Origin of the sequence: Actinoplanes sp. NPDC020271 (genome assembly GCF_044388125.1) — a bacterium.
Lineage (GTDB): Bacteria > Actinomycetota > Actinomycetes > Mycobacteriales > Micromonosporaceae > Actinoplanes.
This window is the reverse complement of record NZ_JBIRWQ010000040.1, coordinates 1-26824: the sequence shown is the minus strand read 5'-3', so window position 1 is coordinate 26824 and position 26824 is coordinate 1. Positions and strand designations below refer to the sequence as shown.

The window sequence follows — 26824 nt, the reverse complement described above, 5'->3', positions numbered from 1 at the left end:
CGGTGGCAACCGACCGGATGTCCTACGCGGCGGCGTCGCGCTCCCGGCGCCGCCCGGCCAGGTGCCGGACCCATCTGATCGCCGACGACGCCATCATCGCCTCCAGCTCGGCCCGTGCGTCCGGCGCGGACACCACCTCCCGCCGCCGCGATGCCGGCCGGGCCCGCTGCGACTCCAGCGCGACCAGGCACGACGCCACGACGGCGTCGAAGGTGACCCGATCCGTGGCGGCCATCGCGAGCAGAACCCGGTCGAGCACGTCCGGCCCGCTCGCGTCGGCGGGCACGTCGAGCATCCACGCCCGCTGCCGCCGCTGACCGTTCTCGGTCAGCGTGTAGGTCCGCGGCCCACGACGCCGCCCGCTGGCGCGGACATGACCGAGCCGCTCCTGCCGGGTCAGCGACGCCACCACCCGGAGCACGTCGACGCCCCGGTCCGCCCCGAACGTCTGCGCGTGGCGTTGCCGCAGCTCATACGCGCTCCCGGGACTGTCCGCCAGGAACACGAGCAGGATGTCGCCGAGTGTCGCGGTCACGCTGACACGCCGCCCCTCTGGTCGGCTCCAACTTCTACAGGAAAATAGAAGCTAGCATGCCCGCGGCCGGCACAGCTTCCTTCCGCGCTCCGCCACCCATCGAAGGAAGTCGCCGTCCCACCCGTCACTCAGCGGCGTGGATCGCCTTCGCGATCGCCTCGTGCCCGGCCGCATCCGGATGATCACCATCGACCGCGAGCAGCCCCGTCGGGTCCCCGGACCGATCCGCCCCCTTGAACGCCGCCTCGGTCGTCACATACACGGCCCCGGTCTGCTCCGCCGCCGCCCGTAACGCCTCGTTGCCGTACCTGGTGGCGCTTTCCGCCGACCGCATCCCGTCGCTCCCGTAGGCCGCGAAGCCCGCCGCCCCGTCCTTCACCACGTTCCAGTACCCGACGACAAAGACCTTCACCGGCGTACGCCGCCCCCGCCGCACCGCGGTGACGATCCCCGTCACCGCGGCCCGCACCCGATCGGCAGCCGCCGGATAATCCCCGCCGTCGTCGAAGACCTCCGCCATGTCGTTGGCGCCCACCATCACGATCACCACGGAAGCCGCACCGAGATCGGCCCGCAAATCCCCGCCGGAAACCTGATTCTGTACGTCCACAGCGGTGTACCCGGGCTGCGCCAGGTTCACCGCCCGCGCCTCCGGTGCCAACATCCGCGCGTACAACTGGGGAAACGGCTCACAACCGCAGGCGGTGCCGGCCGGAACCGAATCGCCCAGGGCCACCACCACCGGGACCGGCGACACCGGCGACGCGAACGGCATCGACGTCGCCACCGCGCTCAGGCACATCACGGTCACCAGTCGGACCACCCGCCCGGCCGTCACGGTCAAGCGGCCACCACCGTGACCGGCCCCGTGGCCACTACCGGTGCCGCCGCCCGCCCCGACGGAAGGAAAGCCTCGGCGGTGAGCGCGGCCACGGCGATCCGCGGCAGGTCCCGCGCGGTCGGGAAGCACAGGTAGCGCGGCTGCCACGTCGGCAGATACTTGGCGTTCGCCCGGTACAGCGACTCGATCTGCCACAGCCCGGAGAGCAGCCGCAACAGCCGGTGCCACACCCGCAGCACCGGCCCGGCCCCGAGCTCCTCGGCCCGGGCGAAGACCGACCGCAGCACCGCGAAGTTCAGCGACACCCGCCGCACCCCGAGCGCCGGTCCGGCCTCGATCGCGGTGACCACCATCAGCTCGGTCAGCCCGTTCTCGGCGCTGCGGTCGCCGCGCATCAGATCGAGCGAGAGCCCGTCGGCGCCCCACGGCACGAACTGCAGCACCCCACGAAGGTGCTTGCCGCCGTCGCGGGCCAGCACCAGCAGGCAGTCCCCGTCACGCGGGTCGCCGAGCCGGGACAGCGCCATCGAGAAACCCCGCTCCACGTTGCCGTTGCGGAACACCTCGGCGGCACTGAGCACCGCCGCCAGCTCGTCCGGCGGCAACTCTCTCTGCCGCACCACCTCGCAGGTGTAACCGGCCCGGCGCATCCGGTTCACCGCCTGCCGCACCCCGCGCATCGGCCGCCCGTCCAGGGTGAACGCCCCGACCTCGATCACCGCCTCGTCACCGAGCTCGATGACGTCGAGACCGTGCCGCCGGTACGCGGTCCCGCCGGTGCGCCCGCAGCCCAGCACCGCCGGCGTCCAGCCGTGCGCCGTGCAGTCGGCCAGCCACGCCGCGATCGCCTCCGGCCAGGCCGCCTCCACCCCGATCGGGTCACCGGAGGCGAGGCTGACCCCGCGCACCACCCGGTACGCCACGGCGGCCTTCCCGGACGGCGCCCACAGCAACGCCTTGTCGGCACGCAACGCGAAGTAGCCCAGCGAGTCGTTGCCGCCGTACCGGTGGAGAAGGTCGCGAAGCCGGTCGTCGTCGGCCTCGGTCCGCACCGGGCGGCGCTCGGCCGTCTGCAACAGCAGGACCGCCGCCGCGATCACGGCGAGCAGCCCGAACGTGCCGGTGGTGAGACTGACCGTGTCGGCCGCCCACGGCCGCACGAACCGCACCGGCCCGGTCACGCCGATCAGGCCGAGAGCGGCGTGCTGCACCCACTGCAGCACGCCGGGCGCTCCGACCAGGTGATCGGCGCGGATCGCGATCTCGGCCAGGCCGAGCACGAACCCGGTGGCGGCGAAGCCGGTGAACGCGGTCACCGCCCGCCAGCGGCTACGCGGGTCGGGCACCGCGGAAAACCTGCGCCGGACCACGACGAGCATCACCAGCAGTGCGGTGGAAACCGCCGCCGCGTCGAAGTCGAGTCCCTTCAGGACGTGCAGCAGCACCGCCGCGCCGGCCAGGGCGACCGCGAGCTGCCAGGCGCGACGCTTACCGCGGCGCAACCCGTTGCCGAGGTAGACCAGCAGCACCCCGGCGGCCGCGGTGGCGGCGTGCGCGGAGAGGATCCCGGCGACCGGCATGAACTCCTCCAGCCGCGCCATCCGCGCGCGCTGCTCAGGGAAGACAGCGGTCACGACGTCCAACAAGCCGGCCAGTTGCACCAGGCGGGCGATCGCCGCCCGGGACAGCGGCGGCCGGGATTTCCAGGCTGCGGTCATGACCGCAGGCTAGGCCGTCGTCCGTGAGAGGAAGATGAGAGAGACTCTCACCGATCTCTCATCGTCGCCGCGGCACTCTGGTCGCATGAGCCTCACCGGCATTCCGCTGATCGTCGTGGCGGTCGTGGTCACTCTACTGACCGCGGCCGCCACCGTCGTGAGCTGGCGGCGCGGCGGGCGCCTGCGAGTCGTCCTGCGTACCGGCGGGGTCCTGCTCACCGAGACGTTGTTGCTGCTCACCGTGGGACTGGCCGTCAACCGGTCGGAGGATTTCTATCCGACCTGGGCGGCGCTGTCGTCATCGGCGCAGACGAGCGGGACGACGTACGCGCTCACCCCCGGCCGCCTCGACGGATGGCTGCGCGCGCACGGGCCGGCGTTCACCTGGGAGCCCGACGGGTGGACCGGATGGCATCTGGCGGCGGCGCCGACGGTCGTGGTGCCGGACGGCTATCTGGAGCATCCGGCGTGGCGCTACTCGGCCCTGGTCGTCGTCGACAACGGCAGTGCGGGGTGGACGCCGGCGGTGGAGACGGCGGCGGCCCGCAACGCCTCGGCCGACGGTGGCGCGGTTGTCGTCTTCGCCCGCACCACCGCGGCCACCGGCCCGGACGACCTCGCCCTGGGGCTTCCGGCGGCGCTCACGCACGACCTGCGGGTGACCGGGCAGCGGTGGGCCCTGATTCCCGGGGCCGCCGACGCCGCACTGGCCCACCGCGTCGCCGCCGCCGCGCCGGGCCGCTACACCGCCGTCGCGGGCAAGGCTTCCGCGGGCACGCAGCCGGTCGCCTTCCACCCCGGCGATCTCGGTGCCGCCCTGCTCTGGGCGTGCCGGCAGACGCCGCCGCCGCTGGCCGCGTCGACGCCGCCGGTCACCTTCCTGCCCGCCGCCCCGAACAAGCATCACCACCATCCGGTGCCGGGCGCCTCCGCCTCGGCACCGGCCGGATCCCGTACCGGAGGAAAGAATGTCCCTCGACAGCCTGGGCACTGAGATCACGGCAGTCGTCGTGGCGGTGCTTTCCGCCGTGGCCCTCAGCGCCGTCTGGAACCGCGGACGCGGCTGGCAGAGAATCTCCCTCCGCACCGTGACCGCGGTGCTGTGCCTGCTCAGCGCGGCCGCGTCGGGTCTGCTCGCGGTGAACCGGCAGGTGGAGATCTACCCCACCTGGTCGAGCCTGACCGGTGGAAGCCCGGACGGCGACGTGGCGGTGCCGGCTTCCGCACCGGTCCGGCACAGCCCGAAGGGCCAGATCCTCAACCTGTCCGTCGCCGGCCCGGCCAGCAATCTGACCATGCCGGTCTACGTGTACCTGCCGCCGGGCTACCAGGACGACGGCACCGTCCGGTACCCGGTCGTCGAGGCGCTGCACGGCTATCCCGGCTCACCGACCGGCTGGCTCAACCGCCTGCACGTCGCCAAGGTCCTCGACCAGGAGATCAAAACCGGCCGGATGGCGCCGACCATCGTGCTGTTCCCGTACCAGACGCCTGATCCGCTGCTCGACACCGAATGCACGAACCTGGCCGGCGGCCCGCAGACCGAGACGTTCCTGACCAAGGACGTCCCCGCGGTCGTCCGGGCGCGATTCCCGGTGCGCACCGACGCCGGGTGGGGGCTGATCGGCTACTCCGCGGGCGGTTACTGCGCGATCGACCTGGCGATGCGGCACCCCGGCCAGTACACGGCCGGCGCCGCCATGTCCGGATACGCCGAGCCGGGCATCGCCATCGGCAACGGCACCGAGAAGACCCTGTACAACGACCTGTGGCGGCTCAAGCACCTGCCGGTTCCGGCGGTCGCGCTCTACCTGGCCGCCGCCCGCGCGGACGGCCAGCCGCTGCGCGACACGCACGCGCTGGCGCAGGCCGCTCACGCCCCACTGTCGGTGACCACCTCCTACATCGACGGCGGCGGCCACAACGTGCAGACGTGGCAGGCCATGGAGGCGCCCGCGTTCGACTGGCTCTCCACCCAGCTGGGCCGGCCGGTCACGTCGTCCACGCCCGCGCCGGCCGACGATCAGTCGCGGTCACCGGCGTCGCTGGCCATCGCGCCCCACATCTGAGGGACAAAGCTTGTGACCTTTCCCGTACGCCGTGAGCCCGCCGACCACCGCACCCCCGACCACCGTGACACTGCGTCACCGGCACCGTTCCGCCGCGCGGTGGCGTCAGGCGTCCGGATCGAGCCGGTACCCGGCACCACGGATGGTGCGGATGGTGTCCCGCGCGAACGGCCGGTCCACCTTGTCCCGCAGGTAACGCACATAGACGTCGACCACGTTCGACCCACCGTCGTACGCGAAATCCCAGACGTGCTCGATCAGGTAGGTCCGCGTGAGGGTCTCGCCGGCTCGGCGCATCAGTTCCTGGAGCAGCGCGAACTCTTTCGCCGACAGCGCGATCGGCGTGGTCCCGCGCTGCACCGTGCGGCTCGCCGGATCGAGCGTCAGGTCCCCGACGCGCAGCACCGGCGGCCGCTGCGCGGGCTCGCGGCGGGCGAGGGCCCGCACCCGGGCGAGCAGTTCCTCGAAGGCGAACGGCTTGGTCAGGTAGTCGTCGGCACCGGCGTCGAGACCACGCACCTTGTCATGGACACCGTCACGGGCGGTGAGCATCAGCACCGGCACCCAGCGGTCCTTCTCCCGGACCTGCCGGCACACCTCGAACCCGTCCGGCGCGGGAATCATCGCGTCCAGGACGACGACGTCGAAATCGGTCTCGACGATCGTCCAGACCGCGTCGGCGCCGGTCGCGACGGTATCCACCGCATACCCCGCCCGGCGCAGGCCACGGCCGACCATGGCGGCCATCGCGGGATCGTCCTCGACCACCAGCACCCTCACGACGCCAGCATAGGGTCGAGCGAAGCCCTCGGCCCGCGCCGGACCACCGATGCGGGCCAGGTCACGATCACTCGCGGTCATCCCGCCATCGTGCGCCGGGCATGATGAGACGACCGTGAGACCAGGGAGGTGACGTGCGCAGGCTGATCCCGACGTCGCTGCGCGCCCGGCTGGCGCTGGTCTTCGGCGTCGGCACCTCGGTGGTGCTGCTGCTGGCGTTGTCGCTGCTCTACGTGGTGCTCGACCACGAACTGGCCGAGGCCGTGGACCAGGATCTGGCCGCGCGCAGCGACGACCTGGTGGCCGCCGTGCGCACGCACGACCTGGGCGCCGTGCACGGCGATCCGATGGCCCAGCTCTACGGCGCCGACGGCGTCCCGATCGTGACCGCCGCGGCGATCCGCGGCCAGCTCCTGCTCACCCCCGGCCAGGTCCACGCCGTGCGCGGCAGCACCTTCGGCGACGGCACGCTCCCGCCACGCGACACGGGCAGCCCGATGCCGCTGCGGCTGCTGTCCCGGCCCGTCGGCAGCACCGGCCAGGTGCTCACCGTGGCCCTGCCGCTGTCCGCCATCGATCGGGCCGGCGCCCGTCAGCTGATCGTCCTCGCGGTCGCCACCCCGGTGCTGATCATCGCGCTCGCGGCGCTCGGCTGGCAGCTGCTGCGCGCCGCGCTGCGCCCGGTCGGCGAGCTGACCCGGCAGGCCGCGGCGATCTCCAGCCTCGACTCCGACCGGCAGTTGCCGCAGGTGCCCGGCGACGACGAGTTCGCCCGGCTCGCCGCGACGCTCAGCGGCATGCTGGCCCGGCTGTCGGTGGCCTTCGAGCGGGAACGCGCGTTCGTCGACGACGCCAGCCACGAGCTGCGCACCCCCATCGCGGTCCTGCGCGGCGAGATCGACCTGGCGCTCGCCGCGGTCGACGACCCGGCCGAGGTCCGCGAATCCCTGATCGCCGCGCAGGGCCAGGTGATCCGCCTCGGCCGGCTCGCCGAGGACCTGCTGCTGCTCGCGCGCGAACGCGCCGGCACGCTCGTCGTCCTGCGCACCCCGGTCGACCTGACCGACCTGGCCCACTCCGAGGCCGCAGTCCTTTCCAAGGTCAAAAGCCTGACGATCGAGACGTACGGCGATCCGGCGCCCGTCGAGGCCGACACCGACCGCCTGCGTCAGGTGATCGGCAACCTCGCCGCGAACAGCGCGGCAGCCGGCGCCACCACGGCCCGGGTGACCGTCACCGCCGACCGTGCCCACGTGCGGCTGCAGTGGGCCGACGACGGTCCGGGCTTCCCCCCGGCCCTGCTCGACTCGGCGTTCGAACGTTTCGTCCGCGGCGACGCCGCCCGCTCCGCCACCGGCGGAGCCGGCCTCGGCCTGTCCATCGTCCGAGCCATCGTCACCGGCCACGACGGCACCATCGACATCCGCAACGGCCCGCCACTGGGCGGCGCGGTCGTCAGCATCCGCCTCCCGGTCGGCCGCCCCGGCACCGCCGGCCCGGACCGTCACGCCCCGGTCCCGACGACGCCCCCTGACTGACTGATCGCATGACCCCGCGGCGCCGCCATCCCGCCGAGCCGCCCGCCTGTCCTGTCCCGTCCTGCCACGCCGCCCGCCGCGCTCCGCCGCCGTCGTGCCCAGCCGCCCGCCTGTCCCGTCCCGCCACGCCGCCCGCCGCGCTCCGCCGCCGTCGTGCCGAGCCGCCCGGCGAAACTGTCCCCCCGTTCCGCAGCGAACGTCCTACCGACCACCCCGGACTTCGGGACCGCGCCGGCAGAGACTTCCCACCAGCACGGATGAGCGTTTCCGGGGCCGCCGCGACGGCCCGGCACCGATTCACTCCTGTCATTCGTGATTGGATTCCGCGCCACCGGGGAAAGTCGTTGAGTACAGCACCGCCCGGGTTCGTGAGGCAGCGATCCCCGTGCCCGGACGTGAATGACAACGGCCCCATCGCGCGATCAGCCGATGAGGGCCTTTGTCACGCATGCTTCGGCCCCGCCGACGGCACCGGCACCTGCACCGGCTTCTCGTCACGCCGCTCGGCCGGCGGCGAGTTCCGGCATCAAACGGCAACGGGCAGAAGGCTTCGTCGCCTCGCCCGCCGATGGCGAACACCGAGACCGGCGAGGCAACCGGTAGAAGCCTTCGTCACTCTGCTTGCTCGGCGGCCGGTTCGGGCACCCGGGCCGCCGGGAACGTCGCGCGCCCTGTCCACCCCGGACTCCGGTCGGCCGTCACCCCGCAGTCCCGTCCAGCACGTCCCCACCCTGAGGAACATCAGGTTGGACGAACGTTTCCGGCACCGCGGGCAGTCCGTCGATGCTGCGGTCGTTGCGGGTGCGCCGGTACTCGGCGAGTTCCTCGTCGCTCTTGCGGTCGGTCCAGCGGACCAGCAGGTCACGATCGCCGGCGTACTCCATCAGCGGGACCTGGTAGCCGCAGGCGTCACTGACCCGCTCGACCTCGACGTCGATGATCGCCCGCAGGCCGCGGCCCGGGTCGCCGGGAAACGAGGCCAGCAACTCCGCGAAACCGGCGTCACCGGGCAGCACGGGGCGGCCACAGCCGTACAACCGAAGGATTTTCGGTGGTCCTCGGAACGCGCACGCCATGAGCGTGATGCGGCCGTTGTCGCGAAGGTGGGCGATGGTCTCCGCACCGCTGCCGGTGTAGTCCAGGTAGGCGACGCGATGGCGGCCGAGCACGGCGAGGGTGCCGGTGCCGCCCTTGGGCGAGAGGCTGACGTGCCCACCGGCACCGCTCGGCGCGGTGGCGACGAAGAAAACCGGCTGGGCCAGGATGAAGTCGCGCAGCCGGTCGTCGATGCCTTCGTAAACTTTCCCCATCCGACGATCCTCGCAGGTCAGTCGAAATCTTCTGACGGGCGCAGCGAGAGGAGGAACGCGGCGTCCGCCCAGATGCGCAGGGAAGAGATTTCCGGGTACGTCGTGACGGCGTCCCTGGTGTCGAAGACCTGGGTGAGCCGCTCGTCGCGGGTGTAGGCGGGCCACCCGGGGTCACCGGTGGCGGCGAAACCGGTCCACGCCGAGCGCATCCGCTGGGACAGGGCAACGGCGTCCGGGCCGGGTTCCGTGCCGATCAGCAGGCCCGGCTGCCCCGCGGTCAGGTTGCCGAAGACGAGCGGCACGTCCAGTCCGTGACAGGCACCGAGCGCCCCGCCGAAACCCGGTGCCGGCCAGGTCAGCTCGTACAGGTAGGACCGGCCGGTGTGCGCCTCCGCCAGCCGGGCACCGGGCATCCGGAACAGCCAGTCGGAGAACACCAGTTCGTGCAGCAGACCCGGCCCGGCCTGCGGATACGCTTCCCGGTAGCGCCGGGCACCATCCGGGCCGGGTGCGATCCGGTCGAGCGCCGCCCGCGCCTGCTCCGGTGTGATCGGGGCGGGCTGCCCGCCGAGGACGTCGAACAGGCGGTGCTCGTCACGGGTGTGACCGGCGATCAGGACGACGTCTCGGGACGCGCCCGCGGCGAGGGCTTCCCACGGCGTACGCGGAAGAATGTCTCCGTCGACGACGGGGGCGAAAAGAATCGACCGGAACCCCGCCGGCCCCCACCGGTCCGGAGCCGTGCCGGTCGCGGGAGGGTCCGGCACGAAAGGTCGCGGCGCGTGGTCCGGGTCGACGATGTCCGGCCACAGCTCGGCGGCGATGTCGGCGGCGAGTTCCGGGGTGAAGAAGGTTCCCGCCACACTCTGCGCGACGGCACCGCGGAACAGGCCGGCCGCGCTCGGCATCGCCAGCAGCGCCGCCACCGAACCACCGCCGGCGGACTCGCCGAAGATTGTGACTCTCGCCGGATCGCCACCGAACGCGGCGATGTCGTCGCGCACCCATTCCAGCAGGGCGACCTGGTCGAGCAGGCCACGATTCGGCGGCGCCCCGGGCACATGACCGAAGCCTTCGAAGCCGACCCGGTAGTTGAAGGTGACCACCACCACGTTGCCGTCGCGGGCGAGGTGACCGCCGTCGTACTGCGGCAGGCCGGACCTGCCGATGGTGTATCCCCCACCGTGGATCCACACCATCACCGGCAGTTTCGCCGCCGGATCCGGGTCCGGCGTCCACACGTTCACGGTAAGCCACTCGTCACCGGCAACGCCCGCCGGCGCACCGTGGCCGAACAGGTCGGGTTGCGGTGGTGGCGGGCCGAACTGCGCCGCCGGCCTCACCCCGTCCCAGGCCGATGGCGGTCGCGGAGCCCGAAGACGATCCCGGCCAACCGGCGGCGCGGCGAAAGGCACCCCGCGGAAGACGGCGATCCCGGACTCACGGAGGCCACGCAGCACTCCGCCCCTGACTCTCACGTCGAGCGACATGGCGGCATCGTCACGCAGATCCGCCCCCGGCACTACCGAGATTCCCCGCGCCCAGCCCGGGGCGGCCTCACCCCAGCATGCTCAGAGCGGCGCAGTCGTGCAGGTAAGTGGCGATGGCAGCGGCCGAACGGCGGCCCGACGTGGTCAGGACGTTGTGCGCGGCCTCAGGAACTGTCACCGACACGCCTCCGGCCATCGCCGCCACCTCGGCGCGCCACCGCGCCGGCGCCACCGGGTCGAGAGAACCGCCGAGCACGAGCGGAGGTACCGGCAAGCGGCGCAGATCGTGTTCGATCGCGTTGCGGACCGAATGACCGAGCGTCGCCAGCACCCGCCACGGTTTCGCGTCGGCCACGTCCCGGGCCAGCACCGCCGCCTGCCACGGCTGCTCGACCAGCAGATCCACCGCCCAGCGCCCGATCAGCGCCCGGCGGGACCGGGCGGCCGGGTCACTCGTCGGGCTCGCCAGCACGATCGCCGCGGCCAGATCCGGGCGCAGCACCGCGAGACGGGCCACCACCTCGGCGCCGAACGAGTGCCCGGCGAGGCACACCCGCCGCAGACCCAGCCGGTCGAGCCAAGCGGCGAGGTGCCCGGCGTGACGGCTCACGTCGTACGCCGATGGCGGTTTTCCGGATCTTCCGAAGCCCGGCAGATCAGGCACCAGAACCGGGTGCCGGGCGGCAAGCGCGCGAGCGGTCGGCATCAGGTACCGATGCGAGACGGCAAGGCCGTGAACCAGCACCACCGGAAGGCCGGCCGGGTCACCGGCATGAAGATCATGCGTGGGTACGCCGTCGACCGTCACCCACCGATGACGGAACAGGGAATCGGGCATGACGTGGCCATACCCAAGATCGGCCACTCGTCACCGCCACCGGGGTCAGGCGATATCCGGTTTTCGGGCGTGCAGCCGCTCGACGGTGCCGGCTTTCAGGCGCGCCGCCTCCACGATCGTGAACCCGGCGGCCTCGACCAGCGGGCGCTGCCGCCGCAGGAAATTCTCTCCCGCCATCGGGACGGTGATCCGGTCCAGCAGCCACTGCGCGGCGCGGATCGGCGGCCAGGTGCTGCCGATGTGGTCCAGCAGCAGCAACCGTCCACCCGGGACCAGCACCCGCCGCATCTCGGCGATCGCCGCCCGCGGGTCCGGGATGGTGCAGAGCGCCAGTGCGCAGACCACCGTGTCGAAGGAGGCGTCACCGAACGGGAGATGTTCGGCATCACCTTCGCGCAGGTCAGCAGCCCGGCCGAGGGCGGTCGCGCGGCGGCGGGCGTGGTCGAGCATGGCGGGGCTCAGGTCGATCCCGGTCACGGTGGCGTCGGCTGGGTAGTGCGGCAGGGTCCGGCCGGTGCCGACACCGACGTCGAGGACGCGGCCGTGGGCGCGAGCACCTAGCCACTCGCGGCCGCCGGTGAACCAGTGCCGTTCCAGGAACGCGATCTGCCGGTCGTAGCCGGGGGCCGAGCGATCCCAGACCCGGCGTGCCTTGGCGGTGGCTGGTGACTGTTCCACAGGTCCTCCTCCGGCGAGCGTGGCCATCTTCCTCATCGTGCCCGCTCACCACCAGCAACGGTCCGGCGAGTGCGGCCTCATCGTGCCCGCTCACCGCCAACGGTTGTCGGGCGCATGCCGCCCCGCACGTCCGCTAGAGCATCCTAGGAACCTGGGTTGGATTCTGCAGGCTGCAGAGCCGGCCGAAGAGCGGTTCCGCCGGCGATGGCCTGGCCGTGCCGTGACCGGGTGTTTCAGCAGGAACCCTCGCCGACTGCTCGGCCATGGCAGGTCGTCGGCGCCGCCCGCCTGCAGACCGCGGTCGCCGGTCTGCTCGTCGTCGCAGCGGTGACATACGCGGCGAGTGCCTACCTGTACCAGCAGGTTTTCGCCGGCAGTGCGATGGGATACGGCGCCGCTCTCCTTCTCCTTCCCGCCGTGTGGCCGGCGGTCACGACGCCCGGTCTGCGCCGGGGCAGCCGCAACGCCCGGCGGTGGAGTCTGGCCGGCTTGGTCGTGCCGCCGGCGACGCTGGTCGCGGGCGGCACCACGTACCCCTCCGAGCTGGCGTTCTTCACCGGGCCCGGCGCGGACCCGGTGAGGGTCGCCGCCCGGCTGGATGCCTCCTTCATCCTGTCGACCGGTGCGATCGGGGTCGCGGCGGTCGCGCTGATTCTCGGGTTGGTGACCGCGGCGCTGCTGCTCAGCCACCCGGTCCGCCGTTTCGTCCGGTCAGTGCCCAGCGCGGCGACCCGGTCGTAGAAGGCCGGGAGGCAGAGCGGGACGCCGGCCACCGACGAGCCAGGCTCCGCGACCCGGCCGCAGAAAGCCGCGAGGCACAGCGGGACACCGGCCACCGACGAGCCAGGCTCCGCGACCCGGCCGCAGAAAGCCGCGAGGCACAGCGGGACACCGGCCACCGACGAGCCAGGCTCCGCGACCCGGCCGCAGAAAGCCGCGAGGCACAGCGGGACGCAGGCCACCGACGAGCCAGGCTCCGCGACCCGGTCGTAGAAAGCCGCGAGGCAGGGCGGGGCGCGCCGACGTTCGTGGTGGAGGTCAACGGCAGGATTGCTGGTGCCGCTGCCGACGAGACCGGCCCGTGCGCACCACGGCCACGGGCGACACCTCGGTGCCGGGCGGCTGACGACCGTACTGGAAAAGGGGTTCGAAGGTCAGCCGCCGAGGACGGTGACCTCGGCGCGACCGGTGGCGGTGCCGCTTTTCCGGACGACGACGAGATCGGGGCGCTTGTCGCCGTTGAAGTCGCTGACCAGCAGCTCTTGCTGATCGTCGGCGGCCTGGCCGGTGCTCGTCTGCGACAGGTACCGGTTCAGCGACGACGCGCCGTCGAGGACGTGCACGTCCGATTTGGCGGACTTGCGGATGGTCACCAGGTCGGGGTGCTTGTCGGCGTTCCAGTCGGTCACCGTGGCCTGCAGCCCGTCGGCGGCCGGCTCGGCGGTGGTGATTTTCGCCGGGCCGAGCGGCTGCTGGAAGTCGGTGGCGCCGTCGAGGACCTGAACCTCGACCTTCTTGCTGGCGGTGCCGGCGGTCTGGGTGGCGACCAGGTCGGGCTTGCCGTCGGCGTTCCAGTCGGCGACCGCGAACTGGGAACTGTCGTCGGCCGGGGCCAGCGCGGTGGAGGTTTCCACCAGCAGCTTCTGGAAGTACGACGCGCCGTCGACGACCCGGACCTCGACGTGCCCGCCGGCGGTGCCGGAACGCTGCACCACGACCAGGTCCGGTTTGCCGTCGGCGTTCCAGTCGGTGACCGTGTAGGTCTGCGTGCCGTCCGACGGGCCGAGCGCCGTGGCCGTGTTCAGCAGCAGCGACGAGAAGCCGCGCGAACCGTCCATGATGCGCAGTTCGGTCTTGCCGGTGACGGTGCCGGAGGCCTTCACGACGACCAGGTCGGGTTTGCCGTCGGCGTTCCAGTCGGCGAGCGTCAGTGAGTGCGCGCCGTCGAGCGGGCCGAGCTCGGCCCCGGTGGTGACCAGCGCGCGCTGGAACGGGCCGGTCGGCACCGCCGCCGGCGCCGCCGTCGAGGTGCCCGGCTGCGGGGCCGCGACCCGGGCCCACAACGCGCCGACGATCAGCGCGGCGTCCGGCACCTCCGGCGCGTACGCCCCCGGGGTGGCCGACGTCTGGACGCGCTGACTGATCGCGCCGATGTCACCGGCCATCCACGCGTTCTTCGGGTACTTGCGGACCATCGCGTCGAGGAACGCGTTCGTCGCGTAGGTCGGGTCGACCAGCTGGCCGGGGTTGCCCCAGCCCTGCGACGGGCGCTGCTGGAACAGGCCGAGACTGTCGTGGTCGGTCGCCACCGTGTGATTGGTCAGGGTGCTCTCGGCGATCGCCGTGGCCACCGCGATCACCGCGGCCCGCTGGCCGAGCCCGCGTTTCTGCACGGTGCGGACGATGATCCGGGCGCAGGCGACCCGGTCGCCGTTGATGGCCGAGCCGAGGCGACGGCCGCTCATCAGGGGGCGGATCTGGTCGGCGATCACCCGGTCGGCGGAGATCACGTCGCCGGGGCGGCAGTTGACCGGGGCGACGGTGGCGGTGGCGTCGGGCTGGGCCTGCGCTGGTGACGGCATGAGAACCGTCCCGGCGGCGAAGGTCAACGCGACCGAACCGGAGAGGACGCCGGTGAATCGTGGAAGTCCCCGCTTGCTCTGATTCACAGCCTGTTCTCCCCGCTTTCCGTGCACCGCGCCGCACCAATCTGCCACAAACCCCGGCGAACGCGAAAGATGTTCGAGGGCGGTGATCTTCACTTCCGGCTCGGCGGGACCGAAGCCGTGCTGGTGGCGGCGGAGTTCCGGGAATTGTGAGGAGAAGGACTCCGGGGAACGGGAACCCGCTCGGCCGCACTGTCCACTTCGCTCGGCACGCGGTTCGGGTTGTGCACCGCGACGGCAACGCCGTGACGATCATCCCTAAGTAATGTAGGCGCCAGCCTAACGGGTATAGGCTGACGGCGTGGAACGTGCCCCGCTCACCTCGACCGCCGTCATCACCGCCGCCGTCGACCTCGCCGACGAGGCCGGCTTCGACGCCGTCACCCTGTCGGCCGTCGCGCGCCGGCTCGGCGTGCGGGCACCCAGTCTGTATTCACACGTCAGGGACCGTGACACCCTGCTCGACGGGGTCGCCGCCCGGGCGCTCGCCGACCTGTCCGACCGGGTCGCCGTGGCGATCGCGGGCCGGGCCGGGCGGGACGCGCTGGCCGGTTTCGCCGGTGCGCACCGCGAGTTCGCCCGGGAGGCGCCCGGCCGGTGGCAGTCGCTGCAACGCCGCGCCGGCGACACCGTCGTGCGCTCCGAAGCGGCCCTGCGGATCGTCACGCTGAACAAGGCGGTGCTGCGTGGTTACGCGCTGCCGGAGGACCAGCACGTCCACGCGGTCCGCCTGCTCGGCGCCACGATCAACGGCTTCCTGGCGCTCGAACGCATCGGCGGCTTCGACCACAGCTCCCCCTCCCCCGAGGCGTCCTGGGACAAGACCGTCGAGGCCCTCGACGCCCTGCTCCACGCCTGGCCCACCGACCACGGAGACCGATCATGATCACCACCACCATCACCGCCGGCCTCGTCCACGGCGCCGCCGAACTGGAGACCACCGAGCGTGGTCTCCGGCCGCATCGTCTACCGGCCACGGTGCCGGCCCGCTTCCCCGATCCGCAGCTGACGATGGTCGAGGCCCAGCCCTCCGGGGTCCGGATCGTCGTCCGGACCGCCGCGCGCACCGTCGAACTCCACTGCCATCCGAGCCGGGTCGGCTACCGGGGGGCCGACCGGCCGCGGGGCAGCATCGACCTGGTGATCGGGGACGAGATCGTCGCGAGTGACCGGCTCGGCGACGGCGACCTGGCCGAGGTGGACCTGCGCACCGGCACCAGCGAGTTCCGGCCGGGCGGCCCGCACACGGCGACCTTCACCGACCTGCCGGCCGGTGACAAAGTCGTCGAGATCTGGCTGCCGCACAACGAGGCGGTCGAGCTGATCGCGCTGCGCACCGACGAACCGGTGCAGCCGGTGACCTCGGGTCGACGGCTGTGGGTGCACCACGGCAGCTCGATCAGTCACGGCTCGAACGCCACCACCCCGGCCCGGACCTGGCCGGCCGTCGCTGCCCGCCGCGCCGGGGTCGACCTGCGCAATCTCGGCCTGGGCGGCAGCGCGCTGGTCGACTCGTTCACCGCTCGCGTGATCCGGGACGCGCCCGCCGACCTGATCAGCGTCAAGCTCGGGATCAACGTGGTGAACCTGGACGGGATGCGGCTGCGGACGTTCGTCCCCGCCGTGCACGGGTTCCTGGACACGATCCGGGACGGCCATCCCCGTACGCCGATGGTGGTGATCTCTCCGATCTTCTGCGCCATCCACGAGGACACTCCCGGGCCGGGCGCGGTGGATCCGGCGACGCTCGGCACCGATCAGGTCCGGTTCGTCGCCACCGGCCGGCCCGGCGACCGGGAGCTGGGCCGGTTGTCGCTGCAGGTGATCCGCGAGGCGCTGGCGTCACTGGCCGAACGGCGTGCGGACGATCCGAACCTGCACTACCTGGACGGGACCGTGCTCTACGGCGAGAAGGACGCGGCCGCGCATCCGCTGCCCGACGCGCTGCACCCGGACACCGCCACGCATCAGCTGATCGGCGAGCGGTTCGCCGATCACGCCTTCGGCCCGGATGGCCCGTTCCACCGGTGAACTTCGGCGCCTCCTGACCGATCCGAGGGTGGCATCCGCGCCACCCTCGGACGGGCCATCGGTCACCTCAGTGGCAACGTGACGCGGCGCCCTGCCCGAACTCGCCGGCCGCGTCGCCGGTGACCGCGGCGAACGACCCCGGTGGCACCCCGTCGAGGGTCGCCGGCCACGACGCCGCTGTCCGGAGGTCAGAGACGCAACGGGTTGCTGCCCCGGGCGGCCAGGAGGAACCACGCGGTCGCGCCGGTGTGGAGGCTCCGGTAGTAGAGATCGCCGAAACCGGTGTCCAGTCCGTCGCTCGATGCCGCCGGGATGCCACCCGTGTCGTCCTGGGCCTGTTCGATGTTCCACAGCAGGCGCTTGCTGAGCAGGCTGTCGCCCTTGGCCCGGCGCACCGCCAGGGCCAGTGCGGTCTGACCGGTTCCCTCCAGCCACACCTTGCTGGTGTCGGCGTTGCTGAAGCTGACGCCGTGCACCCCGGCGTCGTAGGCGCAGAGGTTGTCGACGACCCACGAGACCGATCGCCGGTACCGCTCGTCGAGCGTTGCCAGGAACGCCCACACCTGCACGTCCTCGGGGATCGGGTATCGGTTGACGGTGACGCCGTCCGGGTCGGTGCCGGTCCACAGGTGGCCGGACGCGCGGTCCTGCATCGCCGCGACGAAGGAAAACGCCGTCGTGGCGCGGTCCTTCCAGACACGGTCGCCGGTCAGGCCGCCCAGCATCGTGAAGAACGCACCGACGTCGATGTTGTGCTCGGTCGCCTTGTAGGTGATCGGCTGGTCGCCGGCGGTGCGGCCGCCGGTGTAGCCGTAGGGTGCCCGGGACCCGTCGAACGTGGTGGAGAATATCCACCGGGCCAGCCGCAGGGCCCCGTCGAGGAATCGCCGCTCGCCGGTCCGCGCGTAGAGGTGGGCGAACGCCATCCCGGCCCACGCCTGGTTGCCGGTGTAGGCGGCCGGCGAGCCGATGTCGAGTGTCCCGTCGAGCACCGTGAACGAGTCGGGCTGATACGACGCCCGGGTCCGCCCGTCCCCGATCGGGTCGTGCTCCTGCGCGTACAGCAGCGTGTCGCCCAGCACCACCGCCCGGCCGGCGTCGCCGTGGGCCAGCCACGCCAGGATGACGAGCGCGTCGTCGTAGGTGAAGGAGCTGACGAACGTCCACGCCGGCGTCTCGAAGAAACCACCGGTGTAACTGCGCGGCACGCGGAGCGCGTCCCCGCTGCCGTACTCGTCGAACTTGGCCTGGAGGAAGGAAACTGCCGCGCGTACGCCGCCGGCACTGCACCCCGCGGTCCAGCGCGGCGCCGCGGAGGCCGGAGTCGGCAGGTAAGCGCCGGTCAACAGGCCGGTGAAAGCGCTGGAGGCGCCGATCAGCAGCCCACGACGGCTGGCGGAGAACGTCATGACACTCCTTGGTGGGCGATGTTCTCGACCAGCCGGGCGATGTGCGCGGCCCGCTGTTGCCGGGTGTCCGGGCGTCCGGGCACCCCGGGCCGGCGCTGCCACGGCAGCGGCCCGCCGGCCCGCCGGTACTCCACCCCGAGTGCGTCGAGACGGGTCAGGTGATGGCCGAGCCGGCGGGAGAACTCTTCGTAGTCGCCCCCGGCCGGGCTCCACAGCGCCTCGGCGACCGCGCACAGCCGGGGAAACGCCAGGTAGTCGACGGTTCGCGGCGAGTCGGCGTGCTCGGTCCAGATGTTCGCCTGCCCGCCGAGCACGTGCCGCGCCTCCTCCGCGGTGAGCCCGGCCGGCACCGGGTCGAACGCGTACACGTCGGCGACGGTGAGCGGGATCGACACCGGGATCGGCTCGTCCGGTGACTCCGACTGCCGGTAGTCCAGGTAGACCTGGTCGTCGGGGCAGGCGACCACGTCGTAGCCGCGCCGGGCGGCCGCGATCGCGCCGGTCATGCCGCGCCAGGAGGCGATGGTGGTGCCGGGCGCCAGGTCACCCTCGAGGATCTCGTCCCAGCCGAAGAGCCGGCGCCCGGCTGCGGTGAGGTGGTCGTCGAGCCGGCGGATGAACCAGGCCTGGATCTCGTCCTCGTCCGTGAGTCCGAGTTCGATCATTCTTTCCCGGGTACGGGGGTCGTCCCGCCACTGGTCGCGTGGGCACTCGTCGCCACCCACGCCGATCCACCGCGACGGGAACAGGCCGAGCACCTCGTCGAGCACGTTCCGGAAGAACGTCACCGTCGACTCCTCGGCGTTCAGGACGTTCCGGTTGATGCCCCACCGGGTGTCGACGTCGAGCGGCTGACCGGTCACACCCAGCTGCGGGTACGCGGCGAGCGCCGCCTGCACGTGACCGGGGGACTCGATCTCCGGCACGATCGTGACGAACCGTTGCGCCGCGTAGGCGACGATCTCCCGTACGTCGTCCTGGGTGTAGAAACCCCCGTGCGGGCGGCCGTCACCGGGCGCGTCGCGGGTCGCCCCGACCTGGCTCTCCCGGCGCCACGCGCCCACCTCGGTGAGCAGTGGATAGCGCGTGATCTCCAGGCGCCAGCCCTGGTCGTCGGTCAGGTGCCAGTGCAGGGTGTTGAGTTTGTGCAGCGCCATCAGGTCGATGAAGCGCAGCACGTCGTGCTTGGGCATGAAGTGCCGGGCGACGTCGAGCATCGCCCCGCGCCAGGCGAACCGCGGCTCGTCGAAGATCTCCACCGCCGGGATCGCCCAGCGTTGCCCGGCCACCGGCGAACGGCGGTGGACCGCGGCCGGCAGCAGTTGCAGCAGGGCCTGGCAGCCGTAGAAGACCCCGGCCGCGCTCCCGCCGTCGATGACGGCCCGCCCGGCGGTGACGGTGAGCCGGTACGCCTCGGGGCCGAGCTCGCCGTCGAGCCCGAGAGTGATCGTGGCCTGATCGGACTCCCGCAGGGGCAGGCCGGTGGCCGGCCGCAGCGCCTGCTGCAGCCAGGCCAGCACCCCGCCGAGCTGCTCGGCGACGGAGCCGGCGGCGGCGACCTCGGCCGGGTGGCAGCCGACGGTGGTGCCGCGGGTCAGGACGAGCTCCCCCACGCCGGTGGTCAGGGAGAGCGGGCGGGGAGTCAGCCCATGGGTGGGGCGGGAGTCAAGCAAGGTGGAACCTAGCCCTTCACCGCGCCGGCGGACATCCCGGCGACGAGGTTGCGCTGGATGATCAGGAAGAACACGACGACGGGGACGGAGAAGAGCACCGACGCGGCCATCTGCCCGCCGAAGTCGGTGCCGGTGTGCGGGTTGGTGAACGACGCCAGCCACACCGGCAGCGTGTAGCGGCTCTGGTCCTGCATGAACGTGTAGGCGAACAGGTAGTCGTTCCACGCGGCGATGAACGCGAAGATGCCGGTCGAGATGACGCCCGGCGCGACCAGCGGGAACAGCACCCGGGTGAGCACGCCCCAGGTGGTGGCCCCGTCGAGCTGCGCGGCTTCCTCGATCTCGGCCGGGATGGCGACGAAGAATCCGCGCATCACCCAGATCGAAAAGGGGAGCACCGTCGCGACGTAGGCCAGCACCAGCGCCGCGTACGTCCCGAGCAGGTCGAGGTGGTTGAACATGACGAACATCGGGATCAGCAGCGCGGTGCCCGGCAGCATCTGGACGGCGAGGATCACCACCATGATCGCGCGCCGGCCGGGGAACCGGAACCGGGACAGCGCGGCGGCGGCGAAGATTCCCAGCACGATCGAGGCGAGCACCGTCAGCGCCACCACCACGACGCTGTTCCGCAGGTTGAGGAGGAAGTTCTCCTGCGAGACCGCGTTGACGAAGTTGCTCGTCGTCGGGTGGTAGGGCACGAAGTGCGGCGTGGCCGTCATGACCTCCGGCCGCGGCTTGAACGCGGTGTTGACCATCCAGTAGACCGGGAAGATCCACAGCAGGCAGAAGATCGCCGCGATGCTGTTGACCGCCCGGCGGCTGCGGTGCCTCACAGGTCCTCCCCCGACTTCAGCAGGCGCCGGATGTAGAACGCGGTCAGCCCGAGCAGCAGCAGCGTGGTCACCACGGAGATCGCCGCGCCCTGCCCGATGTGGAAACCGACGAACGCGGTCTTGTAGGTGAACACGCCCAGCGTCGACGTGGCGTCGCCGGGCCCGCCGCGCGAGATCAGCCAGATCTGGTTGAAGACGTTGTAGTCCCAGATCACCGACAGGATCGTGACCAGCAGCAGGATCGGCCGCAGGTGGTTGAGCGTCACGATCCGGTACACCGCGAGCTCGTTCGCGCCGTCGAGCCGCGCCGCCTCCTTGTACTCCGGCGGGACCTGGGTCTCCGCGGCGTTGAGCGTCAGCGCGATGAACGGGACCGCCTGCCACACGATCAGGAGCCAGATCGCCACGTACGCCCGGGTGGGGTCCTGGGCCCAGTTGAGATCGGTCGTGTCCCCGAAGACGCCGAGCCGGTCGAGGGCCCAGTTGACGATCCCGTAGCCGGGCTGGAACAGCCAGTTCCACACCAGCGACGACGCCACGTTCGGCATCGCCCAGGCGACGATCAGCACCACCGTGACCGTGTGGCGCCAGGCCAGTCCGAGCCGGGTGAGCAGGTGCGACACGCCCATCCCGATCAGCACGCTGCCGGCCACCATCGCGGCCGTGAAGAGCACCGTCCGCAGCAGCGACGCCCCGAACGCGGCGTCGCCCAGCAGATCGGCGAACTGGTCGAACCCGACCCAGGAGTATCGCCCGGTGAACAGCGTCCGCTGGTTGTAGTCGGTGAACGCGGTGAAGACCAGGAACCCGATCGGCACCAGCGTGACCACGGCCAGCACCAGGCCGGCCGGGCTGAGCAGCCACAGTGGGGCCAGGTCCGGCCGGCGACGGCGGGACCGGGGCGCGGGCCCCGGTGGTGCGACCGGCGTGGCGCCGGTCGCATCATCGGAGACGACGGTGGTGACGGGCACGACGGTCACTTGCCACCGGCGAGGGTGGACTCCAGGTGCGAGTCGAACTCCTTGGCGGCGTCGGCCGGCGACTTGGCCCCCGAGACCACAGCGGAGAAGACCTGGTTGATGCTCTTGTCGCCCTCCAGGGTCGGCCACTCCGCGGCGGCCGGCGTCGCCTTCGAGTTCAGGGCCGCGGCGAAGAAGCCCTTCTTCAGCTCGTCGACGCCGGCCTGGGCCGCCTGGATGCCCTGCGTGCTGTTCGGGATCCAGCCGTCGTTGCCGAAGACGTTCTTGTCCTGCACGGCCGGGCCGGCGGCAATCTTCACCCACTGCAGGGCCAGCTCGGGCGTGTCGCTCTTGGTCGCGATGCCCCAGTCGGAGCCACCCAGCATCACGGGCTGGGCCTTCCCGGAGACGCCGGGCAGCGGGAACGTACCCAGGTCCTCGGGTTTGATCTGGGGGTTAGCCTTCTGGATCAGGCCGAGGGAGCCGGCCGTCGACAGGATCGCCGAGGTCTTGCCGTCGGCGAAGACCTGGTTCTGGTCCGGGGTGATGGTGTCGATGGCCTGCGACGCCTTGGTCGAGTACGTGTTCTGGAACGTCTTGAAGTCGGTCAGCCCCTTCTGACCGGCCGCGCTGGAGAAGCCGCCCTTCCAGGTGCCGCCGTCCTTGGTGGCGATGTCACCGCCGGCGTCCCAGATGAACTGCATGCCGGCGTACCAGTACTGCCCGGGCAGGTAGAACGGGGAGAAGTCGGCCGCCGGGTTCTTCGCCTTCACCTTGTCCAGGGCGGCGGTCAATTCCGCGTACGTCGTCGGAGCGGCCGTCACCCCGGCGGCGGCCCACGTCTTCTTGTTGTAGATGACCGCGCGCGCCCCGGCGAAACCCGGCACCGCGTAGAGCGCCTTGTCCACCGTCGCCGGTTCCTCCAGCCCGGCCAGCCAGGTCCGGCCCTGCTGCAGATCAGCCCGGTACGAGGTGAGGTCGAGCAGACCGCCGTTGGCCGCGAAACCCGGCACCTGCGTGTTGCCCAGGTCCAGCACGTCGGGCGTCCCGGTGGTGGACAACGCGGTGCTGATCTTCGTGGTGATGCTCTCCCACTGCTGGGTCTGCACGTCCACCTGCGCGCCGGTGGCCTGCGTGAACTGGTCGTTGATGGCCTTGACGGTGGCGTCGGTGTAATCGCCGTCCATCACCCACACGGTGAGCGTCCTGCCCTCGCCGCGGGTGGTCGGCACGGTCTTCGGCGAGCCGTCGTCACCGGCGGCCGAGGAGCCGCCGCCACAGGCGGTCACGGCGAGAAGGGTGGCCACGCTGACGGCGGCCGCGGCAGTGAAGCGACGTTGGCGCATATGGACTCCTGAATCACGAGGGGATCACTGGTTCTTCCGGCCCCGGTTTCGGGTCGGGTTCTTCTCGGGAAGGCGATGGGCGTCCACGGCGCGCACGGTCAGTTCGAGCGCCTCGGCGGTCCGCTCGTAGGTGCGCTGCGCCACCGCGACGTAGATCATGTCGAGGATCAGCAGCTGGGAGTGCAGGGCGGACAGCGCCGCCAGACGGAAGGTGGTTTCCTGCACGGCGGTGGTGAAGACGACATCCGCCACCTCCGCCAGCGGTGAACGGCTGTAGCTGGTGATCGCCACGGTCAGGGCACCGTGATCGGCGGCCTCGGCCAGCGTCTCGATCACTTCCCGGGTACGCCCGGAGTGCGACAGGCCGATCGCCACGTCCCCGGGCAGCAGCAGGGCGGCGTTGGTCAGGGCGGTGTGCGAGTCCACCCGGTGCCACACGGGGACGCGGATCCGTTCGAGCCGGAACGCCATCTCCCGCGCGGAGGTGCCGCTGCTGCCGAGGCCGAAGATCTCCACCCGCTTGGCCTCGGCGATGGTTTCCGCCACCCGCTCGACCGAGGCCATGTCGAGGCCGGCCGCGGTGTCCTGGATCGCGCGGGTGTCGGCCGCGGTGACCACCCCGAGCACGTCGCTGAGCGGGTCGTCGGGCGCGATGTCGCCGCTGATGTCGGTCTCCCACCGGGCCTGGGTGGCGCGGCCGGTCTCGGTGGCGATGGCGACGCGCAGGTTCGCGTACCCCTTGAAGCCCAGCGTCCGGCTGAACCGGGTCACCGTCGCCGTCGACGTCCCGGACCGCTCGGCCAGGTCGACGATGCTCGCGTTGGCCGCGGTCTCCGGGTCGTCCAGGATCGTGTCGGCGATCTTCGCCAGCGCCTCCGGCATCGCCGGACCCTCGATCCGGAGCCGCCCGAGCAACCCACCGCTCTCACCCGTCACTGTGGTCATCCTTTTCATCTCACGCCGTTGCTGATGAAAATTACGACCGTCACGAGGTCTAGTCAACAACTCTTCCCTATGTTTCGATCTCGTTCATGGAACTGGTGGTGGGTGTGGACGCGGGTGGCACCGCGTCGACCGCCGTCGTGGCGACGACCGGCGGCGCGATCGTCGGCCGCGGACGTTCCGGCCCCGGCAACCCGCTGACCGCGGGATCCGGCAACGCGGCGGCGGCCGTCGCCGCGGCCGTCCGGTCCGCGCTCGGCGGGCACTCCCCCGCGCTGGTCCGCGCGGCGACGCTGGGGATCGCCGGGCCGGCCGGCGCCGGGCAGTTCACCCCGGCCCTCGCCGCGCTCGGCGTGACCGGGCCGGTCACCGTCGTCGGCGACGTCGTCACCGCGTTCGCGGCCGGCACCCCGGCCACCTCCGGCGCCGTCCTGATCGCCGGCACCGGGGCGATCGCCGCGGCCGTGCACGCGGACGCCGTCGTGCGCACCGCCGACGGCCTCGGCTGGCTGCTCGGCGACGAGGGCTCCGGCCGGTGGCTGGGACTGCAGGCGATCCGGGTCGCGGTGCGCGACTGGACGGCGCCGCTCGCCGCGCAGATCGCCGCGCGGGCCCGGGTGGGCAGCGCCGACGAGATGGTCTACTGGGCGCAGGCGCTGCCGTGGGAGCAGATCGGCGGCCTCGCTCCCCTGGTCTGCGCGGCCGCCCGTGCCGGTGACCCGCACGCCGCGGTGATCGTCGCCGAGGCCGTCGCCCACCTGGTCCACACCCTCGACGAGCTCGGCGCGGACGGCCCGGTCGTGCTCGGCGGCAGCCTCCTGGCCTGCGACACCCCGGTCCGCGACGGGGTCCTGACCACGCTGCGCGCCCGCGGCCGCGAGCTGCGAACCGGCCACGACCCGGCCGCCGGCGCCGCGTGGCTGGCCGCGCGCCCGCTCACCACCCTCACCCCGCCCGCCCTGCACGAGGCGCTGCTCGGCCGCCCCTGAACCGGCGAGCCACAGAACGGCGGGCCGCGCCACCCGGGGCACCGGCCACGGAATCGATCCGGCCGGCCGCGACCAGCGATCAGCGCTGGTACGCCTCCGGCACGTCGTCGTGGTCGCGGTCCACCCGCTCGGCCTCGTACAGCCGCCGGTAGGTCCTGCCCCGGATCCGCAGCACCACCGTGGCCGGCAGCGCCGCGATCAGCGAGCCCACCAGCACGGCCACCTTCACATGGTCGTCGCGCTCCCCACCCCCGAACGCGAGTTCGCCGATCAGCAGGGACACGGTGAAGCCGATGCCGCCGAGCAGGCCGGCCCGGCCACGTCGACCCACGCGAGCCCCTGGTCGATCCGGGCCCGGGTGAACCGCGCGGTGCCACGGGCGAATCTCTCCCCGGAAGAATTCCGCGGTGAATCCACGCGTATTCGCCTGGACGGAATACCGCGCTCAGACGGGTATAATCGCAATCGCTTCGCGCCACACCCCCGAAGAGCCACCAGGCCTCTCGGCAGCGCTTCTTCCCAGGCTGCGATGCCTCCGTATCCATCCGGAGTTGATTACGTGACGACGACGACGATCGACCGCACCCGCACCACGGAGACGACCGGCGAGGACGAGCAGGAGCAGGCTCCCGCCCGGCTCCCGCAGAGCCATGTGGACGTCGACACCGTCAAGGCGTACCTGCGCGAGATCGGCCGCGTCCCCCTGCTCACCGCCGAGCAGGAGGTGGAGATCGCGAAACGCATCGAGGCGGGGCTGTACGCGACCGAGCTGCTGCGCGCCCACGACGACGCCGAACGGATGATCACCGCGGACCGGCTGCACGACCTGCGTTTCGTCGCCCGCGACGGGGAACGCGCGAAAAGTCACCTTCTCGAGGCCAACCTGCGCCTGGTCGTCAGCATCGCGAAACGCTACAGCGGGCGCAGCATGCCGTTCCTCGATCTGATCCAGGAGGGCAATGTCGGCCTGATCCGCGCGGCCGAGAAATTCGATTACACCAAGGGTTTCAAATTCTCGACGTATGCCACGTGGTGGATCCGGCAGGCGATTTCGCGAGCGATGGCCGACCAGAGCCGCACGATCCGGATCCCGGTGCACATGGTCGAGCTGATCAACAAACTCGTCCGCGTCCAGCGCGACCTGCTCCTGCAGCTGGGCCGGGAGGCCACCCCGGCCGAGCTGAGCGTCGAGATGGATCTGCCCCCGGCCCGGGTGCAGGAGATCCGGCAGTACGCGCGGGAGCCCATCTCCCTCGACCAGGAGGTCGGCGCCGAGGGTGACGCGCAGATCGGCGACTTCATCGAGGACACCGACGCCGTCGTGGCGCTCGACGCGGTCAGTTTCGGTCTGCTGCGCGACCAGCTGGAGTCGATCCTGGCCACCCTCACCGAGCGCGAGGCCGGCGTGGTCCGCCTCCGGTTCGGCCTCAGCGACGGCGTCCCGCGCACCCTCGACGAGATCGGTCAGGTGTACGGCGTGACCCGCGAGCGCATCCGCCAGATCGAGATGAAGACGATGTCCAAGCTGCGCCACCCGGCCCGCTCCGGCGCCCTGCGCGACTACCTCGGCTGACCGTCACCCGGCGTGACCGGAGCCTGGTCGCAGCCCGCGATGCCGTTGCTCAGGGCCGCCCGTGAGCTCTCCGGCGCCGGTGCCGTGGCCCGGAGACGGGTCCGCAGCGGCACCGTGAGCACGGCCGCGCCGGCGCCCCCGAGCCAGGACGGCGCCGCCGGCCACGATCGCGTCGTCGGCGATGACCACCGCCGCCAGGCCGATCCCGCCGAGGACCGCGCCGGCTGAAGCGGGCCAGGAACCAGCCGCCGCCGGCCATCGCGATGTTGAAGGCCGGGTAGACACCGGAGCTGAGCGCCGGGTCGAGGCCGTGCCCGTCAGGCGGCGACGGTGGAGCGCATGCGTACGACCATACACGCTGATGTACGGCCGTACGCATCGCCGTTACGGTCCTACTCGATACCGGCCGGAACGGTGTCCGGCACCTCGGTCGCCCGGTCCGCGGCCCGGAAGACCAGCTTGGACTTCTCGATGTTCTCCGGGTCGCCCTCGCAGTCCACGACGACGGTCTGGCCGGGGCGCAGCTCGTTGAAGAGGATCTGCTCGGAGAGGGTGTCCTCCAGGTCGCGCTGGATCGTGCGGCGCAGCGGCCGGGCACCCAGG

23 protein-coding genes and 3 pseudogenes are annotated in these 26824 nt (G+C 71.9%); 9 read left to right on the top strand and 17 right to left on the bottom strand.

Going from position 1 to position 26824, the window contains the following annotated elements:
* Positions 1 to 22: 22 nt before the first annotated feature.
* The 3 genes from ACH442_RS44285 to ACH442_RS44275 form a co-directional block, all read right to left on the bottom strand.
* Positions 23 to 535: a hypothetical protein gene (locus tag ACH442_RS44285; protein ID WP_396344189.1), complete on the bottom strand. Its 513-nt coding sequence runs from the start codon at positions 533 to 535 to the stop codon at positions 23 to 25.
* 124 nt (positions 536 to 659) lie between these two features.
* A complete protein-coding gene (locus tag ACH442_RS44280; protein ID WP_396344234.1) occupies positions 660 to 1373 on the bottom strand; it encodes an SGNH/GDSL hydrolase family protein in 714 nt (237 codons plus the stop codon).
* Positions 1374 to 1375: 2 nt separating this feature from the next.
* On the bottom strand, positions 1376 to 3094 hold the full coding sequence (locus ACH442_RS44275; protein ID WP_396344188.1) for a phosphatidylglycerol lysyltransferase domain-containing protein: 1719 nt from the start codon (positions 3092 to 3094) through the stop codon (positions 1376 to 1378).
* 85 nt (positions 3095 to 3179) lie between these two features.
* Between ACH442_RS44275 and ACH442_RS44270 the strand changes: the two genes are divergently transcribed.
* On the top strand, positions 3180 to 4088 hold the full coding sequence (locus ACH442_RS44270) for a hypothetical protein (protein WP_396344187.1): 909 nt from the start codon (positions 3180 to 3182) through the stop codon (positions 4086 to 4088).
* A complete protein-coding gene (locus ACH442_RS44265; protein WP_396344186.1) occupies positions 4063 to 5163 on the top strand; it encodes an alpha/beta hydrolase in 1101 nt (366 codons plus the stop codon). The genes ACH442_RS44270 and ACH442_RS44265 overlap by 26 nt, the downstream gene beginning before the upstream one ends.
* A gap of 105 nt (positions 5164 to 5268) precedes the next feature.
* Here the strand turns inward: ACH442_RS44265 and ACH442_RS44260 are convergent, their stop codons facing one another.
* The gene (locus ACH442_RS44260) at positions 5269 to 5943 is read right to left on the bottom strand and encodes a response regulator transcription factor (protein WP_396344185.1); all 675 of its coding nucleotides are present in this window, start codon (positions 5941 to 5943) and stop codon (positions 5269 to 5271) included.
* Between the two features lie 134 nt (positions 5944 to 6077).
* Between ACH442_RS44260 and ACH442_RS44255 the strand changes: the two genes are divergently transcribed.
* Positions 6078 to 7481, top strand: a complete 1404-nt coding sequence (locus ACH442_RS44255; protein WP_396344184.1) for a sensor histidine kinase — start codon at positions 6078 to 6080, stop codon at positions 7479 to 7481.
* A 698-nt stretch (positions 7482 to 8179) separates the two neighbouring features.
* Here the strand turns inward: ACH442_RS44255 and ACH442_RS44250 are convergent.
* The 4 genes from ACH442_RS44250 to ACH442_RS44235 form a co-directional block, all read right to left on the bottom strand.
* The gene (locus tag ACH442_RS44250; protein WP_396344183.1) at positions 8180 to 8791 is read right to left on the bottom strand and encodes a pyridoxamine 5'-phosphate oxidase family protein; all 612 of its coding nucleotides are present in this window, start codon (positions 8789 to 8791) and stop codon (positions 8180 to 8182) included.
* Positions 8792 to 8808: 17 nt separating this feature from the next.
* Positions 8809 to 10281 (bottom strand): carboxylesterase/lipase family protein, encoded by a 1473-nt coding sequence (locus ACH442_RS44245; protein ID WP_396344182.1) that lies wholly within the window; start codon positions 10279 to 10281, stop codon positions 8809 to 8811.
* Positions 10282 to 10348: 67 nt separating this feature from the next.
* Positions 10349 to 11119: an alpha/beta fold hydrolase gene (locus tag ACH442_RS44240; protein WP_396344181.1), complete on the bottom strand. Its 771-nt coding sequence runs from the start codon at positions 11117 to 11119 to the stop codon at positions 10349 to 10351.
* Between the two features lie 45 nt (positions 11120 to 11164).
* Entirely contained in the window at positions 11165 to 11797 is a 633-nt protein-coding gene (locus ACH442_RS44235; protein ID WP_396344179.1) for a class I SAM-dependent methyltransferase, read from the bottom strand.
* A 228-nt stretch (positions 11798 to 12025) separates the two neighbouring features.
* Between ACH442_RS44235 and ACH442_RS44230 the strand changes: the two genes are divergently transcribed.
* Positions 12026 to 12538, top strand: coding sequence for a hypothetical protein (locus tag ACH442_RS44230; protein WP_396344178.1), 513 nt, complete (start codon positions 12026 to 12028; stop codon positions 12536 to 12538).
* 413 nt (positions 12539 to 12951) lie between these two features.
* Here ACH442_RS44230 and ACH442_RS44225 read toward each other — a convergent pair whose 3' ends face one another.
* Positions 12952 to 14466: an FG-GAP repeat domain-containing protein gene (locus tag ACH442_RS44225; protein WP_396344177.1), complete on the bottom strand. Its 1515-nt coding sequence runs from the start codon at positions 14464 to 14466 to the stop codon at positions 12952 to 12954.
* 298 nt (positions 14467 to 14764) lie between these two features.
* Between ACH442_RS44225 and ACH442_RS44220 the strand changes: the two genes are divergently transcribed.
* Both ACH442_RS44220 and ACH442_RS44215 read left to right on the top strand, forming a co-directional pair.
* A complete protein-coding gene (locus ACH442_RS44220) occupies positions 14765 to 15349 on the top strand; it encodes a TetR/AcrR family transcriptional regulator (RefSeq protein ID WP_396344176.1) in 585 nt (194 codons plus the stop codon).
* A complete protein-coding gene (locus ACH442_RS44215; protein WP_396344175.1) occupies positions 15346 to 16494 on the top strand; it encodes a GDSL-type esterase/lipase family protein in 1149 nt (382 codons plus the stop codon). Before ACH442_RS44220 ends, ACH442_RS44215 begins: the two co-directional genes overlap by 4 nt.
* 188 nt (positions 16495 to 16682) lie before the next feature.
* Here the strand turns inward: ACH442_RS44215 and ACH442_RS44210 are convergent, their stop codons facing one another.
* Genes ACH442_RS44210 through ACH442_RS44185 form a run of 6 tightly spaced genes read right to left on the bottom strand, consistent with a single transcriptional unit; the run spans position 16683 to position 23653 of the window.
* Positions 16683 to 17903, bottom strand: a complete 1221-nt coding sequence (locus tag ACH442_RS44210; RefSeq protein ID WP_396344174.1) for a hypothetical protein — start codon at positions 17901 to 17903, stop codon at positions 16683 to 16685.
* Positions 17900 to 19576 (bottom strand): beta-N-acetylhexosaminidase, encoded by a 1677-nt coding sequence (locus tag ACH442_RS44205; protein WP_396344173.1) that lies wholly within the window; start codon positions 19574 to 19576, stop codon positions 17900 to 17902. The genes ACH442_RS44210 and ACH442_RS44205 overlap by 4 nt, the downstream gene beginning before the upstream one ends.
* An 8-nt stretch (positions 19577 to 19584) precedes the next feature.
* Positions 19585 to 20412 (bottom strand): carbohydrate ABC transporter permease, encoded by an 828-nt coding sequence (locus ACH442_RS44200; protein WP_396344172.1) that lies wholly within the window; start codon positions 20410 to 20412, stop codon positions 19585 to 19587.
* Entirely contained in the window at positions 20409 to 21392 is a 984-nt protein-coding gene (locus tag ACH442_RS44195) for a carbohydrate ABC transporter permease (RefSeq protein ID WP_396344171.1), read from the bottom strand. The genes ACH442_RS44200 and ACH442_RS44195 overlap by 4 nt, the downstream gene beginning before the upstream one ends.
* The gene (locus ACH442_RS44190; protein ID WP_396344170.1) at positions 21389 to 22717 is read right to left on the bottom strand and encodes an extracellular solute-binding protein; all 1329 of its coding nucleotides are present in this window, start codon (positions 22715 to 22717) and stop codon (positions 21389 to 21391) included. The genes ACH442_RS44195 and ACH442_RS44190 overlap by 4 nt, the downstream gene beginning before the upstream one ends.
* 24 nt (positions 22718 to 22741) lie before the next feature.
* Positions 22742 to 23653 carry a MurR/RpiR family transcriptional regulator gene (locus ACH442_RS44185; RefSeq protein WP_396344233.1) on the bottom strand — a complete coding sequence of 304 codons (912 nt, stop codon included), beginning with the start codon at positions 23651 to 23653 and terminating at the stop codon, positions 22742 to 22744.
* A 95-nt stretch (positions 23654 to 23748) separates the two neighbouring features.
* Between ACH442_RS44185 and ACH442_RS44180 the strand changes: the two genes are divergently transcribed.
* Positions 23749 to 24648 carry a BadF/BadG/BcrA/BcrD ATPase family protein gene (locus ACH442_RS44180; RefSeq protein ID WP_396344169.1) on the top strand — a complete coding sequence of 300 codons (900 nt, stop codon included), beginning with the start codon at positions 23749 to 23751 and terminating at the stop codon, positions 24646 to 24648.
* A 79-nt stretch (positions 24649 to 24727) separates the two neighbouring features.
* On the opposite strand, the pseudogene ACH442_RS44175 reads toward ACH442_RS44180, so the two are convergent.
* Positions 24728 to 25017, bottom strand: a pseudogene (locus tag ACH442_RS44175) (Na+/H+ antiporter NhaA); the annotation flags it as partial.
* A gap of 292 nt (positions 25018 to 25309) precedes the next feature.
* Here ACH442_RS44175 and ACH442_RS44170 point away from each other — a divergent pair.
* Both ACH442_RS44170 and ACH442_RS44165 read left to right on the top strand, forming a co-directional pair.
* Positions 25310 to 26221 (top strand): annotated as a pseudogene (locus ACH442_RS44170) (RNA polymerase sigma factor); the annotation flags it as partial.
* A 12-nt stretch (positions 26222 to 26233) separates the two neighbouring features.
* Positions 26234 to 26449, top strand: a complete 216-nt coding sequence (locus ACH442_RS44165; RefSeq protein WP_396344168.1) for a hypothetical protein — start codon at positions 26234 to 26236, stop codon at positions 26447 to 26449.
* A 164-nt stretch (positions 26450 to 26613) separates the two neighbouring features.
* On the opposite strand, the pseudogene ACH442_RS44160 reads toward ACH442_RS44165, so the two are convergent.
* A pseudogene (locus ACH442_RS44160) lies at positions 26614 to 26824 on the bottom strand (ATP-dependent Clp protease ATP-binding subunit ClpC); the annotation flags it as partial.

Coding starts and splice junctions, on each gene's coding strand:
- ACH442_RS44275 (WP_396344188.1), bottom strand. CDS start 3,094: ATGACCGCAGCCTGGAAATCCCGGCCGCCGCTGTCCCGGGCGGCGATC.
- ACH442_RS44270 (WP_396344187.1), top strand. CDS start 3,180: ATGAGCCTCACCGGCATTCCGCTGATCGTCGTGGCGGTCGTGGTCACT.
- ACH442_RS44265 (WP_396344186.1), top strand. CDS start 4,063: ATGTCCCTCGACAGCCTGGGCACTGAGATCACGGCAGTCGTCGTGGCG.
- ACH442_RS44250 (WP_396344183.1), bottom strand. CDS start 8,791: ATGGGGAAAGTTTACGAAGGCATCGACGACCGGCTGCGCGACTTCATC.
- ACH442_RS44245 (WP_396344182.1), bottom strand. CDS start 10,281: ATGTCGCTCGACGTGAGAGTCAGGGGCGGAGTGCTGCGTGGCCTCCGT.
- ACH442_RS44240 (WP_396344181.1), bottom strand. CDS start 11,119: ATGCCCGATTCCCTGTTCCGTCATCGGTGGGTGACGGTCGACGGCGTA.
- ACH442_RS44215 (WP_396344175.1), top strand. CDS start 15,346: ATGATCACCACCACCATCACCGCCGGCCTCGTCCACGGCGCCGCCGAA.
- ACH442_RS44210 (WP_396344174.1), bottom strand. CDS start 17,903: ATGACGTTCTCCGCCAGCCGTCGTGGGCTGCTGATCGGCGCCTCCAGC.
- ACH442_RS44190 (WP_396344170.1), bottom strand. CDS start 22,717: ATGCGCCAACGTCGCTTCACTGCCGCGGCCGCCGTCAGCGTGGCCACC.
- ACH442_RS44180 (WP_396344169.1), top strand. CDS start 23,749: ATGGAACTGGTGGTGGGTGTGGACGCGGGTGGCACCGCGTCGACCGCC.